Below are 18,919 nucleotides of genomic sequence, written 5' to 3' on the forward strand. Positions count from 1 at the left end.
CGAGCTTTTATCAGCGCGGCCAAGGTGATTACGTTTAGCATAACTTATTTTCACACCAAATTAAGGGGCAAGCCAGATTACCCTCCTTGGATCCTGAATACCTCTTCCTATAGCTATACGAAAAAATAATGGAGATCTTACACACTTTTTAGCACTTAGTTCAACAAACTACCAAAATGATTATCGTGACCTTTAACATATCAAATATAGTTAAGAAGAACTGATTTTGTGTCGAATAAAAAAATTCTTTGTCGAAACAATGGCATTATTGAAGAAATCAGTTATTCTTTAAATTAAGAAATAAAACCATTTTTTCCATTTCAAATTGTATGTGTTTTTTAATTTTGTTTTAAAATTTATTAAAATTCAGGAGGGTAAAAATGAAAAAAACACGTTTTTTCACCAGTTTCTCTGCTGTTTTGTTAGGAATTTCGGTAATGGCAAGTGGTGCTTCGGCAGCTGTATCGACTTTTGCAAAATGGCCAAGTAGATACAACACCATGTATATTGAAAGTAATAGTATTGGTTCACCATGGACTAGTAGTGCGGGACAATGGTATAACAGCACTAACTATAAACTTTCTACTTCTGTTGGTGTTAGTAACACTTATTATGCATACAATGTTTATAATAGCTCTGCTGACTGGGATGCTACCACCTATGTTTACTATTCTGCGGGAGTTATTACAAAGATGACATTAAATTTGAACACATTTTATACATCAGGAAGTAGATATACAAGCAATGTTCTGAAAGGTGTCCTGACTCATGAAATTGGTCATTCATTAGGTTTATACGACTCGTCAGTTGTTGAATCCTCCTCCATTATGCATCCGTATACATTTCAATCTGACTTGACAACCCCACTGAGAGTATCTTCACCTTCTTCATCTGATATTTCTGTTGTAAATAATTTGTATCCTGCTATTGGAAGTTTAACTGCCGAAAATACAAATTCTGAAATACCCCAATTGGAAGATGGGATTTACATTCATCCCTCTTGGGCGGTATATTATGAAGACGAGGTTGCTTTAACAAAAGCAGCTGACTTAGTAATTAAGGGGAAAGTTTCTGAAGAAATAGGTAGTGTGTTTAGAAAAGGAGATTACCTTAATTATAGTACAGAGGTTAACGTTGATATTAATGAGATTATAAAAGGAGACCAAATCTCAGAACAAAGTATCATTGTTTCACAAATGGGTGGGTCTGATGGTGAAGTTACAGTATTCTCAGATGATACAACTCATCTAAAGAAAAATCAGGATGTTATTTTGTTTTTACGCAAAAATGCTGATGGTACTTTTAGATCTATTAATGAAGATGACGGTATATTTATTAATGAAGCAGGTCAATATAAGAATATTAATTCAAAAAAAGAATTGTAAGTCAAGATTCCAATATTTTCACAAAAAACTAACTTTCTGATTTTTTCAGAAAGTTAGTTTTTAATATTAATTCGACTGAAACATTTTGGCAAACAGTTTCGTCATAAAAGATGAGGTGATGAATAATGAAGAAAACTTTGATTTTCTTTTTAATAATTATACTTACAGCATGTTCGAATAAGATCGCTACTGTAAATCCAGAAAAAACATTACCAGTAGAGACCAATGAAGTCCTCTCTTCTTATCCTTATCCTTTAGTCAAATGGAATAACGTATTTTATAGCTTGACAACTGAAGAAAATATAGAAGTAAACGAACCGATTGGAGAAATTTCAAATTATTCAAACGATGATACTAACAAAGGTTCAACTCCAGATAATTCTTCAAATTTCTATCAAAAGGGGACTAAGCTTTGGTCAATTAAAGATTTTGACACAAATGAAGCAATTGCTGTAGAATATGAACCTAATAAATATGTAAAAGCAGTTTTAGATCAAGTTGATAAATAATTTTCATGTTGTGTCTTTTCCTTAATTCTTGAACATGAGAATTTCAACTGAATTCTGAATATACATTTGAAGTCTTCAATTTATTCCCGTGTCATATGGTTCAATAGTCTGTAATTCTCATCTCAGAGACCTGATACAGACCTAGTCAACTTTGTGATGTCCATTGACTATTCGCTGCATCGTAAATAAGCCGCTGTCATTAACGAGATGGTTCATACAGAAATAATCGCGGATCAGTAGACATGACAAAACCTCCCACATTTTACCGTAGGAGGCTCCGTAAATCAGCGCCTACGCACCGCCGGATTAACGCCGGGAATACGTTGGCCTATCGTATGCCTGACCGTAACATTCAACGCTGACAACCGTTGATACTACGCGGATTTTAACGCGGAATGCTGGTGAAGGGAATTGAACCCCCGGCCTACGCATTACGAGTGCGTTGCTCTACCCCTGAGCTACACCAGCGAACAGGCTTTGCTGTCCTGCCAAACAAAAAATATTATAACTCTTCCAGCGGAAAACGCAACCCCTTTTTCCGCTGGTTGCTGTGTCATCAGCCGTGCATGAGCCCCAGCCTGCGGAAATAATCCAGCGCGAGCTTAGCGCTTGCAAGGGAGGATACCTCATAGACCTCTTGTTCCACAATATAGTAGAGAATTCCGCTCTGCTCCGCTATCTCGAAGACACTCTGGAAATCGACCTCTCCCTTTCCGAGATCAGTCTCCTCCTGGTTGGCTCCGAAATCCTTAATGTGGACCAGCGGAACACGTCCGGCATACCGTGACACATAATGAGCCGGGTTGGCTCCGCCCCTGTGTACCCAGCCCAGATCAAATTCTGCCAGCATATGCTCCGCAGGAATCCGCTCCAGCCAGATATCGATGACAGCCTTGCCGTCAACCTTAGCGAATTCATAATCATGGTTGTGATAACCGTACTGCATCCCTGCCGCCCGGACCATCGCGGAAGCCTTCTCCAGGAATGGAATGATACTGGTCACATCGTCGATGGAGGGGTTGGGCGGAAGCGGTGCCGACGGGGTGATGATATATTGAATTCCCAGCTCCGCCGCGTATTCAATCTCCCGGGCCAATGCCCGCTCCATCTGATCCAGGCTGCTGAAGTCCAGACCCACATGCGCCGAAGGTGCTGCAAGACCCAGTTCATCCAGCCTGCGGCGCAGTGCCGCGGCAGTTACGCCGAAATATCCGGCGAATTCCACCACCTGGTATCCCATCTCTGCTACCTTGCCCAGTGTGTCGAGGAGATCCCGCTCCGTCTGGTCACGCAGTGTATACATTTGAATTCCGATCTGCCGCGCTGCTTCTGCCATGAAGAATCCGCTCCTTATCGTCATTTCTGGTTGGATACTATATTCACACTACTTCCCCTGAAGCTTGCGCTCTACGGATTCCAGCTTACTGCGGCTGGTTGAGGTCTTGTCACGCCGGTCGTCAATCTTGAGCGAGGTTGAGACTCTCTGCGCCCCGGCGGTGAACGGCGACTCATGCAGCGCTTCTACCGCAGCCAGAATCCGTGCTACCGGCCCCTCAATAATCGTACCCATGGAAGTAAGCTCATAGGTAATACCCTCCACCGTCTCCAGCACACGCTGCATCTCGGCCACATAGCTGCTGAGACTGGTGCTGCCTGTCCCAATCGGAATAACGGTCACTTCGCCAATTGCCATTGTGAACTGCCTCCTAATGATCTGATGTGCCTGCCTCTTACTTATCCTCTTATTGTAACGCTTCGCCAAGCTTGCCACAAATCGCCTGCCATCCTCTTTATTCTATATAATATCCGTCAAAATGATTACCAGGATTAGACGCACTCTATTTATGGATTCTTTGTGGCGTATTTTCGGAGATTTTATGAAAAATTCAAAGCAGATTCAGAGGAAAGTTGTGGATTACCTGTGGACTAACTGTGGATCAGCTGTGAGTAAAAGCGCCGAACCCGCTCCCCGTGCGGGATTGCAAAAAATCATTTACAAACACAATATATTGCGGTAGCTTTAATAGATAACAACAAAATATAGTAGAAACGGGTGTTTCACCCCTTGTAGTAGAGGTGCGACTTAATAGGGAAGCGCGGTGCAAAACCGCTGCGGTCCCGCCACTGTAACCGGATGCTCCCTGGGTGCGATGCCCCTGGGCCGCATTCTCCGGCTCATTGCCACTAAGGGGCGGAATAAGCCCCCCGGGAAGGCGCCGGAGGAGTTGCCGGAAGCCAGGAGACCTGCCCTGTTTCGGTGGCACCGCTTAGACTCCTGCGAGGAACAGGGGAGGTGTCCGTATGCGGCCTGCAATAGCAGAGTTAGCCTTCCGTCAATCGGGCCAGAGGCTGCCGATACCTGAGGACGATCGTGGATTATCTTCAGGTATCGGCTCTGCGGAATATACAAGAACGGGCGTAAGCTATTCGCCCCGTGTCTGCTCGTATGTTCCACCCAGACCACAGGCAAATTTCCGCTTTCCGGATCTTTGCATCATGCATTCGGGCATTTCCGGCCTTCCCGGCCGGGGGTGCTTTTTTACTGATGTCCTGACCATTCTATGATACATATTACGCTTACAATACCCGAGAGGAGAGAGTTATATAATGACGCTGCTGGAGAAACGTTATAACGAAGGACAAGCTGCACAGGAGGATCTTTTGGAAGAGGTTATTCATCTGGGACGGGATATTATCGACAGCCGGGATCTGGATCTGCTGCGCGAGAACGCCAACCTGAACGGGGAGAGCTTCTCCGGCAAAATGAGCAAATTCGGCAGTGAATACTCCAAATGGTATGCCCGCAACTTCACCATGCCGCCACAGCTGGTACAGGCTACCCTGGATAATGTCGTCTATGTACATGACCTTGATCAATACGCCATTGGAACCACGAACTGCATCTTCATTCCGTTTGAACGCCTTCTCCGTGAAGGCTTCAACACCGGCAACGGCAGCGTACGGCCTCCTAACTCGATTATGACGGCGATGTCGCTGGTGGCGATTATTTTCCAGTCACAGCAGAATGCGCAGTACGGCGGCGTATCCGCCAACAAGCTGGATTATGATCTGGCTCCTTATGTGACCAAATCCTTCTCCAAGCTCTTCCGCAAAGGTCTGGAGTATTTTGAGGAGAATGCAGAATTATCTGAACTTGGTGAGATTACGATGAGCCGCAGCGATCTGGCTGAGCAGTATCCGCGCGCCTTCCGTTTTGCCCTGAAGGAGACGCAGAGCGAGACCCAGCAGGCCGCAGAAAGTATGGTACATAACCTGAATACGATGTCCAGCCGCTCCGGCGGCCAGATTCCTTTTACCAGCATCAACTACGGCACCTGCACCTCCCCGGAGGGCCAGCTTGTGATCAGCTCGCTGCTGACGGCTACGATGAACGGACTGGGCAGCGGGGAGACGCCGGTGTTCCCGATTCAGATTTTCAAATGCAAGCAAAGCATCAACCAGCAGCCGGGTGATCCTAACTACGAGCTGTTCCTGAAGGCAGCGGAGTGCTCGGCGCGCAGATTGTATCCGAACTTCGCCAACTTGGACGCTCCGCTGAACATGCAGTATTACGATCCTACTGACCCGGATACCGAGTTCGCTACGATGGGTTGCCGGACCCGTGTGCTCGGCGACCGCTTCGGACGCAACCACTGCTCCGGCAAAGGTAACCTGTCCTTCAACACGCTCAACCTGGTGCGTCTTGGACTGGCCCACGGTACGATAACCGGCCGCCGCCTCGCTGCTGATGAAGAAGGGTTCTTTGATGATCTCAATCACTATATGGATATTGCGCTCGACGGTCTGCTGCACCGCTTCCGTATCCAGGCTTCCCAGAAGGCCAAAGCCTCCGATTTCATGATGCGGGAAGGCGTCTGGGAGGGCGGCGAGCAGCTTGCCCCTGATGACAGCGTAGGCGAATTGCTAAAGCACGGCAGTCTGTCGCTGGGCTTCATTGGAATGGCCGAATGCATGAAAGCCATGTACGGCAAGCACCACGGCGAAGATATGGAGATCCATGCCAAGGCTGTAGCCATCGTCCGCCACATGCGTGAATATTGCGACCGTAAGAGTGAGGAGCTTAACCTTAACATCACCTTGTTCGCCACGCCGGCTGAGGGTCTCTCCGGCAAGTTCACCAAGATCGACCGCAAGGTGCTCGGCTCTATCCCTGGGGTAACCGACCGTGAATACTATACGAACTCGTTCCACATTCCGGTTTACCATGAACTGAGCGCAGCCAAGAAGATCAGCCTGGAAGCCCCGTTCCATGAATATTGCAACGCCGGAGCGATCTCCTATGTCGAGCTGAACGGCAATGCCCGGAGCAACCCGTCAGCCTTCGTCAAAATCATCAAATACGCGCTGGAGCAGGATATCAGCTACTTCAGCATTAACCATCCGATTGACCGCTGCTCCGGCTGCGGCTATGAAGGGGTTATCGGCACGAATTGCCCGACCTGCAATGCCCATGAGGATACCACCCATATCCGCCGTCTGCGGCGGGTTACCGGGTATCTGACCGGTGACTATCAGACCCGCTTCAATGCTGCCAAGCAAGCCGAAGTCCGGGACCGTGTTAAGCATCTATGAACATCTGCGGATATTACCCGGAGTCGATTAATGAAGGCGAAGGCCTGCGGGCCGTCCTCTTCATCAGCGGCTGCCGCCACCGCTGCCCGGGCTGCTTCAACCCGAAGACCTGGAACTTTAACTTCGGGGAAGGCTTCACCCCGGAGCGGCGGCGGGAGATCATAGAGGAGATTGCAGGCAATCCGCTGCTCGACGGCTTGACGCTGGCGGGCGGGGACCCTTTTTTCTCGGCTGAGGAGGCTGCAGACTTCATACACGAGCTGCGCGCCGAGCTGCCGGACTTCCCGGTCTGGATCTATACCGGCTATACGTACGAGGAGCTTACGGCTTCCCCGGGCTCTGCGGAATGGAATCTGCTGTCCTTGTGCCAGGTCGTGATCGACGGACGGTTTGTCGAAGAGCTCAAAGACCTTACCCTCTCCTACCGGGGAAGCAGCAACCAGCGGATCATTGATATTCCGGCGAGTCTGGCGGGAGATAGGGTCGTTCTGTGGGAGCCGGAGCTAAGCTTCCAAGCGGTATAAAAAAGGCACTACACTCCCGAATACGGGTAATGTAGTGCCTTTTGATTATACCGGGCAGTTGGAGTCGGCAGCCTAATGTTATTCTACGGCTGTTGATTGTCCTGCCTTCCGCCCCACCTTATGCTCCGTCTCTTCCGCCAGCTCTTCCAGCACGCTGTTCAGGCGCAGCTTCAGCTCTTCGGCCAGCTCAACTATGCCCTGGTCGTTACGCACCGCCTGGGAGTCTACGGCGTAAACGCCGCCAAGAATGTAGCGGGCGCCAAGCACGGACAGTACGGGCTTCAGTGCATAGTCAATCGCCAGCAGATGCGCGAGACTTCCGCCCATGAAGAGCGGCAGCACGATTTTGCCGGCCAGCCCTTTTTGCGGCACCAGATCCAGGAAGGTCTTCAGCACTCCGGTATAGGAGGCCTTATACACCGGACTGACTACAATTACCGCGTCGGCCTCCGCCACAAGCCCGTTCGCCTTGACGATAGCTTCACTCTCGAACTTGGTGTGAATCAGATCCTCCGCCGGAAGCTCTGCCACATTGATCCGCTCCACTTCATACCCGCGCTCCCGCAGGGCACTCTCTGCATACTCAATCACGGCATTGATCCGTGAGACCAGGGAGGGTGTTCCGTTAATTACGACTATTTTGGCCATTTCCGCACCTCTTCCGTCCGCATGATAGGATGGGCCGGGCTGTTTCGCCGGGCGCCAATACTTTAAATTAGTAATAATCCTAGCAGAGTACAAGGAATATTGTCAAACCCCTATTCTGCTTGCAAACCACTGCGGCTCTGGTTATAATAAATGGCAAACCTATATCCCGACCAGGCCAACGACCGGCATCCAACCGCGAGGCGTCTGCGACCGGAGCAGCTTCCTGTTCCCTAAGTTTACCGGGTTTCGCCCGTTACCGCGAAGACCAAAGAGGACCCCATTTCCGCATAGCGAAGGCTGCTGTATGTGAATCGGGTCAACCTGGGTGGCACCGCGAGCTGACGCTCCTCGTCCCATGGATGAGGGCGTTTTTTGCGTTTTTTTACCCAAACTTAAGGAGCGGATGCGGATGTTGGATATGAATTGGATCAGGGAGAATGAGGACATTGTACGGAAGACGGCCGAATGGAAAAGATTGAAGTTCCCCCTGGAGGAACTTCTGGAGTGGGATGACCGGCGGCGGCTGGCCCGCCGGGAGACGGAGCAGCGCCGGGCGGAGCGCAACGCGCTGACGAAGGAAGTCGAGCGCCTGCTGCGCGCGGGCGACCATGAGGGCGCCGAGCACGCAAAGGCGCAGGTGCGGGGCACCCTCAGCGAGCTGGCGCAGCTGGAGGCGGAGCTGCTTGAAGCGGAGCAGCGCTGCGGCGAGCTGATGCTGCTCGCGCCGAATCCCGTGTCGGCGGATACGCCGATCGGGCCGGATGACAGCGCGAATGTGGAGCTGCGGCGGCATGGCGCGCCGCCGGTCTTCGGGTTCCGCGCGCGGGACCATGCCCGGCTCGGAGAGCTGCACGACATCATCGACCTTCCGCGCGGCGTCAAGGCCGGTGGGCCCCGCAGCTATGTGCTGAAGGGGGCCGGACTGCTGCTGCACCTTGCCGTGCAGCGGCTGGCGCTGGATGTGCTGATGCAGCGCGGCTTCACCGCCATGGATGTACCCGTGATCGTCCAGCCGGAGGCGCTGGAGCGGACCGGGTTCTTCCCCGGCGGCCGGGATCAGACCTACGAGCTGACTGGCGAGAAGCGCTGGCTGGCCGGGACCTCGGAGGTGTCGCTGGTCTCGCTGTACAGCGATGAGATTCTGGAGCTGGATCAGCCGCTGCGGCTGGCGGGAATGTCGGCCTGCTTCCGCCGCGAGGTGGGTTCGGCAGGCCGCGATGTGCGCGGGCTGTACCGGGTCCACCAGTTCTCGAAGATCGAGCAGGTGGTGATGTGCAAGAACGATCCGGCAGAATCGGAGCAGATGCTCCAGGAGATTCTCGGCAATGCCGAGCATATTCTTCAACTGCTGGAGCTGCCTTACCGGGTAGTCGCCGTCTGTAGCGGAGACATGGCGATGAAGACCCACAAGCAGTATGACATTGAGACCTGGATGCCGGGCAGAGAAGCTTACGGGGAGACCCACTCGGCTTCCAATCTGCTCGACTTCCAGGCCCGCCGCTCGGGCATCCGCTACCGTGATGAAGACGGGCGGCTGCAATACTGCCATACCTTGAATAACACAGCGGTCGCCACGCCGCGCATTCTGATTCCACTGCTGGAGAACCACCAGCAGGAGGACGGATCGATCTATATCCCGGAGGCGCTCCGGCCTTATATGGGCGGCGCAGAGCGGATCGAAGCCATGTGACCTCCCCGCCCGACTTACGCGCCTTCCATCCAGCACATTGTATTAAAAACAACAAAAAACGGTGCTTCCCTCACTCAAGAGGGAGACGCCGTTTTTTAGCATATAAATAACATGTAGTTTACATCATTTTCAGAAAACATAACGAATCCCGCATAAAATATATTAATTTTATATATATTCCAGCATTTCCAACCATGGTTTTATGCAAGTTTAACAAATATTGACGAAAAATTGCGCTAGATTCATATTATCTCTATTATAATAGAGTACGAATGATATTTTATGGGGAGGTATACTCACATGAAACTTTCTTCACAATGCAGGAAGCCGCTCAGTCTATTCCTGGCGGTAGCATTGCTATTAACCGGGATCTTCCCGGGATTGTCCACAGGCTCAGGGACGGCCTCGGCAGAGCCGATTATAGCAGCCGATATGGTTGCGGCCACTGCGGTCACCCAAGCTCCTCCGGTTACTGCATCCCCTGCCTCAGGCACTAAGATCGCTACAGGGTCAAAGATTACTTTAAACACCTCTGTAACGGCAAGCGTGTACTACAGCGTCTACGCCAACAAGAGTACTACAGCAGAAGTGGCAGACCAGTTGTATACTGCCCCAATCACCGTTCACTCCGATATTAACTCGCTTAAGATTACAGCTTATGCCTCATTACCCGATTTTGAGAAAGGTCCAACATCCACTTTTGAATACAGCGTCGCTCCTGCACTCGCAGGTCTGAAGATTAACCAGATTCAAGGCGCAGGACATATCTCCCCTTACGTGGATGCTATGGTCACTGACGTCAAGGGAATTGTTACCTACATTAAGGATGCGGACAGCTTCTACATCCAGTCTGCAGCCGCTGATATGGATAACGATATCAAGACCTCAGAGGCCATCCAAATCTATCAGAAGGGAAAAAGCAGTGCCGTTAAACCAGGCGATGCTGTCACGGTAGACGGAGTTGTCAAGGAATTCGGCCGCACCGGACAATTATCTACCACACAGATTACCGCCAGCCAAACCACGGTTGTCAGCAGCGGTAATCCGCTTCCGGCCCCAACCCTGCTGGGCACCGGCGGACGCCTCATCCCAACGGCTGTAATCGACGATGATGGCCTGACCAAGTTCGAGCCAGCCACTGATGCCATCGACTTCTATGAGAGCCTGGAAGGCATGCGTCTGGAGCTTGCCAAGCCTACCACCGTGGGCCCGGCAGTCTACTATGCTTCCAGCAGTACTTTTGAAATTCCGGTGGTGACCGTCAACGGTACGGGCAACACGACTGAAGTGACTTCCCCTGCCGGTGGGCTGGTACTGACGGGGGCCGACTTCAACCCGCAGCGCCTAATACTCTCTGTGAAGACTGCTCCGGTGCTAACTACAGGCCAGCAATTCTTGAGCAATATTACCGGTATTCTGACCTATGATTACGGTAAATTCCTGATTTCTACGGAAACAGACGGTTTGCCGGATGTCTCCCCAAGCAAGCTGAAGAGAGAAGTGACTTCGCTCTCCCCGGGAGATGCGGATAAGCTGAACATCGCTTCTTTTAACATTGAGAACTTCTCCCAGCACAATGATCCGGCCAAAATCACCAATGTTGCCAAGGACATCGTGATCAATCTCAAAACACCGGACATTATCGGCCTGACAGAAGTGCAGGATAATGATGGAACCAGCAAAGGCGGAACGGATGCCAGCGAGAGTTACACAGCGCTGATTGCAGCCATTAAGACTATTGACGGTGGTGCATCTAACTATGGTTACACGGATATCGCACCGCAGAACAACCAGGATGGCGGCGTTCCAGACGGCAATATCCGCTCCGGCTTCCTATACAATATGAACCGCGTCTCCCTGAAGCCGGGCACACCCGGTACAGCTACCGACGCTGTAAGCTATACCGCCGGCTCCGGCCTCACCCTGAATCCGGGCCGCATTGATCCGGGCAATGAAGCCTTCAAGGAGTCGCGCAAGCCGCTGGCTGCCGAGTTTCTTTTCGGGGGCAAAGAAATTATCGTGATTGCTAATCACTTCAACTCCAAGAGCAGCGACAACTATTTGTTCGGTTCCGTTCAGCCTCCGGTCTTCTCCACAGAAGTTCAGCGGGCCAAGATCGCCAAGGTAGTAGGCAGCTTCGCTGAGGATGTGCTTCAGAAGAACCCTGAGGCCAATCTTGTCGTGCTCGGCGATCTGAATGACTTCCAGTTCTCAGACACGCTGAATATCCTCAAGGGCAGTGCACTTACGAATCTTGTAAATACCCTGCCGCTGAATGAACGGTATTCCTACAACTTCCAGGGCAACTCCCAGACGCTGGATCATATCCTCGTCAATAACCGGCTGGCTTCTGCCAGCAAGCTTGATATCGTGCATATTAATGCCGATTTTGCAGATCCGGGAGATTATCCGAAAGGCACTGTATCTGATGCCGACGGCATCCGGATCAGTGACCATGATCCGCTGCTCGCACAGATTGACTTCGGCGGGGCAGATTTCAATCTGCGCGTCCTGCATACGAACGATACCCATAGCCATCTGGAGAATATCACCAAGCGGACCTCAGCCATCAGCAGCGAACGGACAGGCAATACGGTGCTGCTGGATGCGGGGGACGTCTTCTCCGGAACACTGTACTTTAATCAATTCAAGGGTCAGGCAGACATCAAGTTCATGAATAATATCGGCTATGATGCGATGACCTTCGGCAATCATGAGTTTGACATGAATAAGGAGAATCCGGAAATCCTTCGGAATTTCGTGACGGCGGCCAAGTTCCCGTTCGCCAGCTCCAACATTGATTTCACTACCAAGAATAGTGAGCTTGCTGATCTCTATCACGAGATGACTGGTATTCTTGAGACGGATGAGTCCAAAAGTACAGCCAAAGACGGTCATATCTATCCTTCCGTCATCAAGGACGTATATGGAGAGAAGATCGGAATCTTCGGCTTGACGACTGAGGATACTGTAGGCCTCGCGTCTCCTGGCGACAAAATTATTTTCAAGGATCATGTAGAAAGCGCGAAGCGGACTGTCCAGGCGCTCGAAGCCCAGGGCATCAACAAGATTATTGCCGTCACCCATCTGGGGTACACCGTGGATCAGGAGCTGGCCAAGGCCGTTCCGGGGATCGACATTATTGTTGGGGGACATTCCCATACGAAGATCGATAACCCGCCAACTCCTGTGGTGATTGCAGGTACAGACAAGAAGGTCCTGATTGTGCAGACTGGTGAATACAGCCAGTTCCTGGGTGAGCTTGATGTTACCTTCGATAAGAAGGGCGAGGTCAAGGCTTATCAAGGCAAATTGCTGGATGTCAATCTGTTCGGTGAAGATGCTGCTGCCAAAAAAATACTTGCCCCATACGATGCCGAACTGGCGACGGTTCGAAGCCAGGTTGTAGGCTACTCGGACGTTGACCTTTACACCAACCGCGACATTGACGGAAAATCCGTCCGCGTGGTGCGTAAGGAAGAGACGCCAATCGGCAATATGATTGCTGACAGTATTGCGGAGAAAGTAACCGAGCTAATGCCTAATTTCGTGTCCAAGGAGGACCAGAGTACGATCAAAGGCGTCGTCGCCATCCAGAACGGCGGAGGCATTCGTGCAGCGATTGACAAGGGCGATATTACGATGGGCGAGGTGTTGACCACACTCCCATTCAATAACAGCCTGGTTGCCCTGAAGGTTACTGGCGCAGAGATCATCTCCTCCTTGGAGAACGCAGTCAGCGGCCTGGAGTCCGACCAGGGAAGGTTCGCCCATGTCTCGGGGATGAAATATACGTATGATTCGACCAAAAAGCCGGAGATTGTGAGTTCTTTGACCGGTCAGGTGACCCAGGCCGGGGAACGGATCATCTCTGTAGAGATCAAGCAGGCGGACGGGTCTTATCTGCCGATTGATCCGGCAGGCTATTATATTCTGTCTACGAATTCTTTCATGGCAGGCGGCGGGGATTTCTACCGTGCACTGGCCTCAGCCAAGGCAGACGGACGTTATTACGAGCTGGGTCTTCCCGACTTCGAAGTTCTGCTGGCCTATCTGAAGAAGCACCTTAAGGTGACTTCGAGCGTTGAAGGACGGATCACTGATCTGAAGGGCGCCGTTCCAAATCCGACTACAGCTCCAACACCGGCACCAACCACCAATCCGGGCGGATCTAATCCGGGAGGCTCCGGGGGAGTGACTCCTACGGCAACGCCATCGGCCACCCCTGCTCCAAGCGCGGGAGCAGCGCCGCAGATTACCACGTTTACTGCAGCGGATCTCACCGCTCAGCTTGCAGCCTTGCCTGCCGGTACGAATGAGCTGAAGCTCCCGCTCACGGCTTCAGCAGGCGGCGCCCTGGCTGTGCTGCCAGGCAGCGTGCTGGTGCAGCAGGCTGCGGCACATCCGGACACAGTGTTGACCTTCATCTCTACCGGCGTTGCTTCCTATTCCCTGCCGCTGAGTCTTATTAACGGAACGGCTCTGGCCGCCCGGCTTGGCACTAGTGATTTCACTATTACCGTATCATTGCTTCAGGCAGATACCGCTATACTGGACAGCCTGAACAAGGCCATCGCCGCACAGGCAGGTACGATCACTGTTGCTGCGCCCGTCATTGAATTCAGCATCAGTGCCCAGGCAGGTACGGCAAGCGTTCCGCTGAACAGCTTCGGCAACACTTATGTGAAGCGGACAATCACGGCCACAGGTGCACTTGATGCCAAGGGTGCGACCGGTGTCGCCTTTGACCCGGCCACAGGCAAGCTGTCCTTCGTGCCTTCGGTCTTCGCTAGTCCGGCAGACGGACATACGGAAGTTACGATCAAGCGCAACAGCAACAGCTATTATACTGTGGTGAAGTCGTCCAAGACCTTCGGTGACACTACCGGGCACTGGGCACAATCCGCCATTGAACTGCTGGCCTCGAAGCTGGTGATTACCGGCACCAGCAGCACCGCTTTCTCGCCTGCACAGTCCATAACACGGGCAGAGTTCGCGGCACTGATCACCCGTTCCCTGGGCCTTGCCCCGGCAGCAACAGGAACGGCCTTCAGTGACGTCCGTGCAGGCGCATGGTACACGGATGCTGTACAGACAGCCGCTGCCGCAGGTCTGATTACCGGATACACGGATGGCAGCTTTAAGCCAGGCAGTCCAATTACCCGGCAGGAAATGGCAGCCGTCCTGTCTAAAGCCATGAAATACACCGGCAAGACCCTGACGGCAGATCCGGCTGTACTCGCTAAATTCCGCGATGCCTCAAGCATCCCGGCCTGGTCCAGAGCAGCGGTAGCAGAGATCGCCTCCGCAGGCATCATCCAGGGGACCCCTGATGGTGCGTTCGCTCCGGCGAAGCTGGCTACCCGTGCGGAAGCGGCTACGATGCTGGAGAAGACCTTGAAGTCGCTGCAATTCATTAACTAACACACGCACACTACTACAGCGTTATACGAGGTTTAAATCAGTAAAGGCGGTTCCCAAGGCGCATGATGCGCTGACGGGAACCGCCTTTTTTTAAAGGATTTTTTTATGTTTTGGATTCCCCGCAAAGTACCAAAGCCGCATCCTCCGCCAAAAAAGAATCATTTGCCAAAGAGAAAATGTTCGTTTATTATAAAACTAATAAAAGTTCTATGATTATAGAACAAATATCTCCACTACACCAGAAAGCAGGAGCTCCTTATGGATTATAAAGTAACCGTAGATTTTGCGCCTATCTATGAATGCATTACCAGCCTGAACGCTTTTATCGGCAAGCAAAATCATACGGCTATGGATGCCGGTACCCCCTGGGTCCGCCAGGTTCAGACACAGTTCGCCCCTGTCATGCTTCAGCGTATGAAGGAAGTGCTGAAGCTCACGGATAATTTCAGTCTCTCCCCCTACATCTGGAGCTGTCCCGGAGAGCGTACGGCGGAGGAATTCCTGCATTGGTTCGAAGAATTGTCTCCGGGGGACCTCTACGACATTGCCGGGCGGTTCGGACAGAGTGTGCCTGCCAATCTTGCCGGGCTGCGGGATGCAGCGGCTGAAGTGATCCGGGTGTGGAATGACAGCTACTTCAGCAGCATCGATCCGTCCATCATAGAAGGGCTGCGGCAGGAAGCCGTTGCACGGGCAGCGATGCTGAACGGCACGAATGATATGGCCGTCTACGAGGCAGCTACTGAAGGGATGCGGCTCTATCCGTCGGAGACGCTGAAGCAGGTTATTATCACTCCGCAGTATCATGCCCGTCCGCTGGTCATCTCCTCTCAATATGATGAGTTTGTGTTCACCAGCTACTCCTGTGATGCGCTTCCTGCTGAAGAAGGACGGCCCGCCGCCGCGCTGCTGCGGCTTACCCGGGCGTTATCAGATGAGACCCGGCTGTTCATTCTCCGGCAGCTTACCGGCAGCCAGATGAATTTCACGGAGATTGTGAAGGCAGTCCAGCTGTCCAAAAGCACGATTCACTACCACCTGATCGCGCTGCGCGCAGCCGGTCTGGTCATCGTTCACACCAGCGGCAAAAGTGTCTCCTACAGCCTGCGGCTGGAGGCTCTGGACGATCTGCCCGGACAAATTGAGGACTACCTGAAGGGGTGAGCGGGTTGCAGAAACGGAGCTATTACGGATTGTTATCCACGGTTTCACTCAGCGCGTTCGGCGATGCCTTTGGGCTGCTGGCCATGGAGTGGCTGGTCTATGACCTGACTGGCTCCAAGGTAGCGATGGGGGCGCTTGCGCTCAGCTCCATGATTCCCGAACAAGTGCTGCGCCTGCTTGGCTCGCCGCTATCCGACCGGCTGCCCCGCGTGCGGTTCATGGCCTGCCTTGCCGTGCTGCGGCTGCTGGCGCTCCTGCTTCCGCTCGGCATGGGACTCGCCGGCCATCTCCAGCTCTGGCAGCTGTTCGCGGCCGCCAGCCTGAGCGGCGCCTGCTCCGCGCTGTTCCTGCCGACGGCCATGGCGGTCATCCCCGGGATCGCCGGGACCGGCAAGCTGATGCGTGCCTTCGCCATCATTGACGGCTGCAAGGGCGCCGCCGCGCTGCTCGGCCCGGCGCTTGCCGGCATCCTGACCGCGGCCAGCGGGGCCTTGCCGGCGCTCGGGGTCAACGCCGTCTGTTATATGGCTGCGATTGCCATGCTGCTGTGGCTGCCCCGGATGGGCAAGCCGGCCGGAACGCCTGCCTCTGCCGTCTCCATATCCGGCTATCTGCATGAGGTGGCCGAAGGCTTCTCGTTCTACCGGCGGTTCCCCGCTATGCTGACGATCATGATGATGGCTGCCGTCAGCAATCTTAGCTCTACAGCCATATGGACGATGATGGTCCCTTATGTCCGCGAGGTGCTGCACCGCGATGCGGCAGCTGTAGGCACGTTGTCCACAGTGTCTGCGCTTGGCTACCTCGCCGGACTAGGGACCATCTCCATCATGGGTGAGTTTAAACAGCGGCGTGCCGTCATGCTTGGCAGCCTGGGCTTGTCGGGCATCGTCACCATGCTGTGGGGCTTCATCCCCAGCTATGCCTTCGCCTTGTTCGCCGTATTCGCCGCCGGACTGATGGGGCCCTTCTTCAGCTCCTTAAGCTCCTCCCTGCACGGACGGCTCGTGCCCGGCCAGCTTCAGGGACGGGTCAACTCGGTCCGCTTCCTGATTGGCGGGAGCCTGTCGCCGATTGGCGACCTGGCAGCCGGTACGGTCGCCGAGCTGTATGGGGTTCCTGTGCTTTTGCTTGCCGCAGGCCTGCTTCCGGCGCTGTACGCCGGAGTGGCCCTGCGCCTGCCAGGCCTGAAAGCGCTGGATGGCGACCTGTCTGTACTGGAGCAGCGGGACCGTCAGCGCCAGGAGGCTGCACTGACGGGCAATATCTCTATGTAGATGGACCTTAAGGGACTGGCAGTGTTGCACAATGTGCAGAATTTCTGCGTTCGCCGCAGTCCGCCCCTATCGAGCCCCATTGTTGCACTTTATGCAGGATCTCCGCGCATGCCGTAATCTGTCCCACGCCACCCCACGCCAAACAGGCGATGCCACATGCGCATCGCCTGTTTATCGTAACTGTACCTGCTGTGCTGCTATCCGCTAACTGCTACTCAGGACTCCAGGCCGCCCTGAGCGGTTACATAATGACTGGTATCTCCGTGCAGCACGATCTCTGGCACGCCGTCTGTAATATCAATTCTGCATAGGCAGGTAGGGTGGATGTAGGGCAGATTCCACAGCTTCTTCATGTCCCGGTCTTCAAAATAAGCCATCAGCACCTTCACTACTACCGTATGGGTGGCAATGAGGATCGTACCGCCTTCATGCAGGTCTATAAGCTCACGCAGCTTGCCAAGCGCACGCTCCTGCACTGCTGCGAAGGTCTCGCCGCCCTGGATGCTGAAGTGAGCCGGGTCGCCCCAGAACAGCTGGTGCTGCTCCGGGTACTGCTCCTCCAGCTCACCGGCCTCCCGGCCTTCCCAGATGCCAAGATTAATCTCTTTGAATTCGTCATAGGCGGTAAGCGGGATCTCCCGACCGCCCCGGATAATCTCTGCCGTCCGCAGCGCCCGGGGGCTGGAGCTGGCATAGACCGCGTCCAGATGGACATTCTGCAGGCTCTTGCCCAGCCATTCTGCCTGCTGGACGCCCAGCGGCGTAAGCGGCGAATCCTGATGACCCTGCATCCGCTTCTGCACATTCCATTCCGTCTGCCCGTGTCTTGTAATATATACTGTAGTGGTCATGAATTCAGATTCCCCTTTACCCAAGTATGTATCGATAATTACCTGCGGCAGCGCTCCAGCCATTTCACCCCATAATCGACAATCTCCCGCTGCGGGACCAGCTGCGCCGCAGATGCTGCTATGAAGCCCTTGGCAATCTGCCCGGTCTCCTTGTCAAAGTCCGTGCCAAGCTGAGCGAAATCATCCGAATTCCAGTTGTAATCGCTGAACTCCACCCATTGACGGGCACCGTCCACCAGCATCGGAGCGCATGCGATCACTTCCTGCTTCCCGGCATAATCCGCCCGGTACTCCGCCAGATGCAGCGAGGTGTTGTTTCCATGGTCCACGCCCAGCAGCAGCACGCTTCCGCCTAGCTCATAGATCCGGGCCAGCGGCGACTGCTCTCCGAAGGCATATTCCAGACCATGGCCGTCAATAATGACATCCCGGTGCTTCCCCCAGGCGGCAAAAGAATCAATCGGATGGCTGCTGCGCCGCACCCCCCGCTGCTTGCGGAAGCAGTCCGGGATGATACCCATGCCTCGAATAGGTGTAAGATCCGGGTCATACGCGGGCATATGCTCCCGGATCTCCGGCCACCAGGCCTCCGGTACCGGCGGTCTGCTCCAGCCTGACGGATCGGTCAGATCGGAGGACTGCGTCGGCATCACCAGTGTTCCTTCCTCGCCCAGCACCTGCTCCAGCGCGAGGATCACGGCAACGGGTCCGCCTGCAACCCACTGCCCGAGTGACTTGAAGGAGGAATGCATTAGCAGTGTCATTCCCTCCTGCACACCCAACCGCCGGAAATCGGCGGCAAGCCTATCTGCCGTAATCAGTGTTCCTTGGATCTCTTCCATACAAATACCTCC

Annotated in this window: 13 protein-coding genes, 1 tRNA gene and 1 riboswitch; of the genes, 8 read left to right on the forward strand and 6 right to left on the reverse strand. The window is 53.4% G+C overall.

Annotated features, from left to right (window positions below; translation table 11 throughout):
- Positions 1-380 precede the first annotated feature (380 nt).
- The gene (locus tag MKX42_RS31915) at positions 381-1,385 is read left to right on the forward strand and encodes a matrixin family metalloprotease (RefSeq protein WP_340757421.1); all 1,005 of its coding nucleotides are present in this window, start codon (positions 381-383) and stop codon (positions 1,383-1,385) included.
- A gap of 125 nt (positions 1,386-1,510) precedes the next feature.
- A complete protein-coding gene (locus MKX42_RS31920; RefSeq protein ID WP_340757422.1) occupies positions 1,511-1,894 on the forward strand; it encodes a hypothetical protein in 384 nt (127 codons plus the stop codon).
- A gap of 396 nt (positions 1,895-2,290) precedes the next feature.
- Here MKX42_RS31920 and MKX42_RS31925 read toward each other — a convergent pair.
- The 3 genes from MKX42_RS31925 to MKX42_RS31935 all read right to left on the reverse strand — a co-directional run bounded on the left by MKX42_RS31925 (position 2,291) and on the right by MKX42_RS31935 (position 3,587).
- A tRNA-Thr gene (locus MKX42_RS31925) sits at positions 2,291-2,362 on the reverse strand.
- A gap of 88 nt (positions 2,363-2,450) precedes the next feature.
- On the reverse strand, positions 2,451-3,230 hold the full coding sequence (locus tag MKX42_RS31930; protein ID WP_340757423.1) for a sugar phosphate isomerase/epimerase family protein: 780 nt from the start codon (positions 3,228-3,230) through the stop codon (positions 2,451-2,453).
- 48 nt (positions 3,231-3,278) lie between these two features.
- Positions 3,279-3,587 (reverse strand): MTH1187 family thiamine-binding protein, encoded by a 309-nt coding sequence (locus tag MKX42_RS31935; RefSeq protein WP_340757424.1) that lies wholly within the window; start codon positions 3,585-3,587, stop codon positions 3,279-3,281.
- 341 nt (positions 3,588-3,928) lie between these two features.
- Positions 3,929-4,160, forward strand: a riboswitch (cobalamin riboswitch).
- A 341-nt stretch (positions 4,161-4,501) separates the two neighbouring features.
- Between MKX42_RS31935 and MKX42_RS31940 the strand changes: the two genes are divergently transcribed.
- Positions 4,502-6,487: an anaerobic ribonucleoside triphosphate reductase gene (locus tag MKX42_RS31940; protein ID WP_340757425.1), complete on the forward strand. Its 1,986-nt coding sequence runs from the start codon at positions 4,502-4,504 to the stop codon at positions 6,485-6,487.
- Entirely contained in the window at positions 6,484-7,011 is a 528-nt protein-coding gene (gene nrdG, locus MKX42_RS31945) for an anaerobic ribonucleoside-triphosphate reductase activating protein (RefSeq protein WP_340757426.1), read from the forward strand. Before MKX42_RS31940 ends, nrdG begins: the two co-directional genes overlap by 4 nt.
- A gap of 78 nt (positions 7,012-7,089) precedes the next feature.
- On the opposite strand, the gene ssuE is transcribed toward nrdG, so the two are convergent.
- Positions 7,090-7,659 (reverse strand): NADPH-dependent FMN reductase, encoded by a 570-nt coding sequence (gene ssuE, locus MKX42_RS31950; protein ID WP_340757427.1) that lies wholly within the window; start codon positions 7,657-7,659, stop codon positions 7,090-7,092.
- Between the two features lie 409 nt (positions 7,660-8,068).
- Here ssuE and serS point away from each other — a divergent pair, with 409 nt between their 5' ends.
- The 4 genes from serS to MKX42_RS31970 all read left to right on the forward strand — a co-directional run bounded on the left by serS (position 8,069) and on the right by MKX42_RS31970 (position 17,214).
- Positions 8,069-9,349, forward strand: coding sequence for a serine--tRNA ligase (gene serS, locus MKX42_RS31955; RefSeq protein ID WP_340757428.1), 1,281 nt, complete (start codon positions 8,069-8,071; stop codon positions 9,347-9,349).
- Between the two features lie 300 nt (positions 9,350-9,649).
- Entirely contained in the window at positions 9,650-14,773 is a 5,124-nt protein-coding gene (locus MKX42_RS31960; RefSeq protein ID WP_340757429.1) for an S-layer homology domain-containing protein, read from the forward strand.
- Positions 14,774-15,031: 258 nt separating this feature from the next.
- Positions 15,032-15,937: an ArsR/SmtB family transcription factor gene (locus MKX42_RS31965; protein ID WP_340757430.1), complete on the forward strand. Its 906-nt coding sequence runs from the start codon at positions 15,032-15,034 to the stop codon at positions 15,935-15,937.
- A gap of 5 nt (positions 15,938-15,942) precedes the next feature.
- Entirely contained in the window at positions 15,943-17,214 is a 1,272-nt protein-coding gene (locus MKX42_RS31970; protein ID WP_340757431.1) for an MFS transporter, read from the forward strand.
- 215 nt (positions 17,215-17,429) lie between these two features.
- Here MKX42_RS31970 and MKX42_RS31975 read toward each other — a convergent pair whose 3' ends face one another.
- Both MKX42_RS31975 and MKX42_RS31980 read right to left on the reverse strand, forming a co-directional pair.
- Complete coding sequence (locus MKX42_RS31975) at positions 17,430-18,065, reverse strand: histidine phosphatase family protein (RefSeq protein ID WP_340757432.1); 636 nt, start codon at positions 18,063-18,065, stop codon at positions 17,430-17,432.
- A gap of 38 nt (positions 18,066-18,103) precedes the next feature.
- The gene (locus MKX42_RS31980; protein WP_340757433.1) at positions 18,104-18,907 is read right to left on the reverse strand and encodes an aminoglycoside N(3)-acetyltransferase; all 804 of its coding nucleotides are present in this window, start codon (positions 18,905-18,907) and stop codon (positions 18,104-18,106) included.
- Positions 18,908-18,919 lie beyond the last annotated feature (12 nt).

It is taken from the genome of Paenibacillus sp. FSL R7-0204 (assembly GCF_038002225.1).
Lineage (GTDB): Bacteria > Bacillota > Bacilli > Paenibacillales > Paenibacillaceae > Paenibacillus_AQ.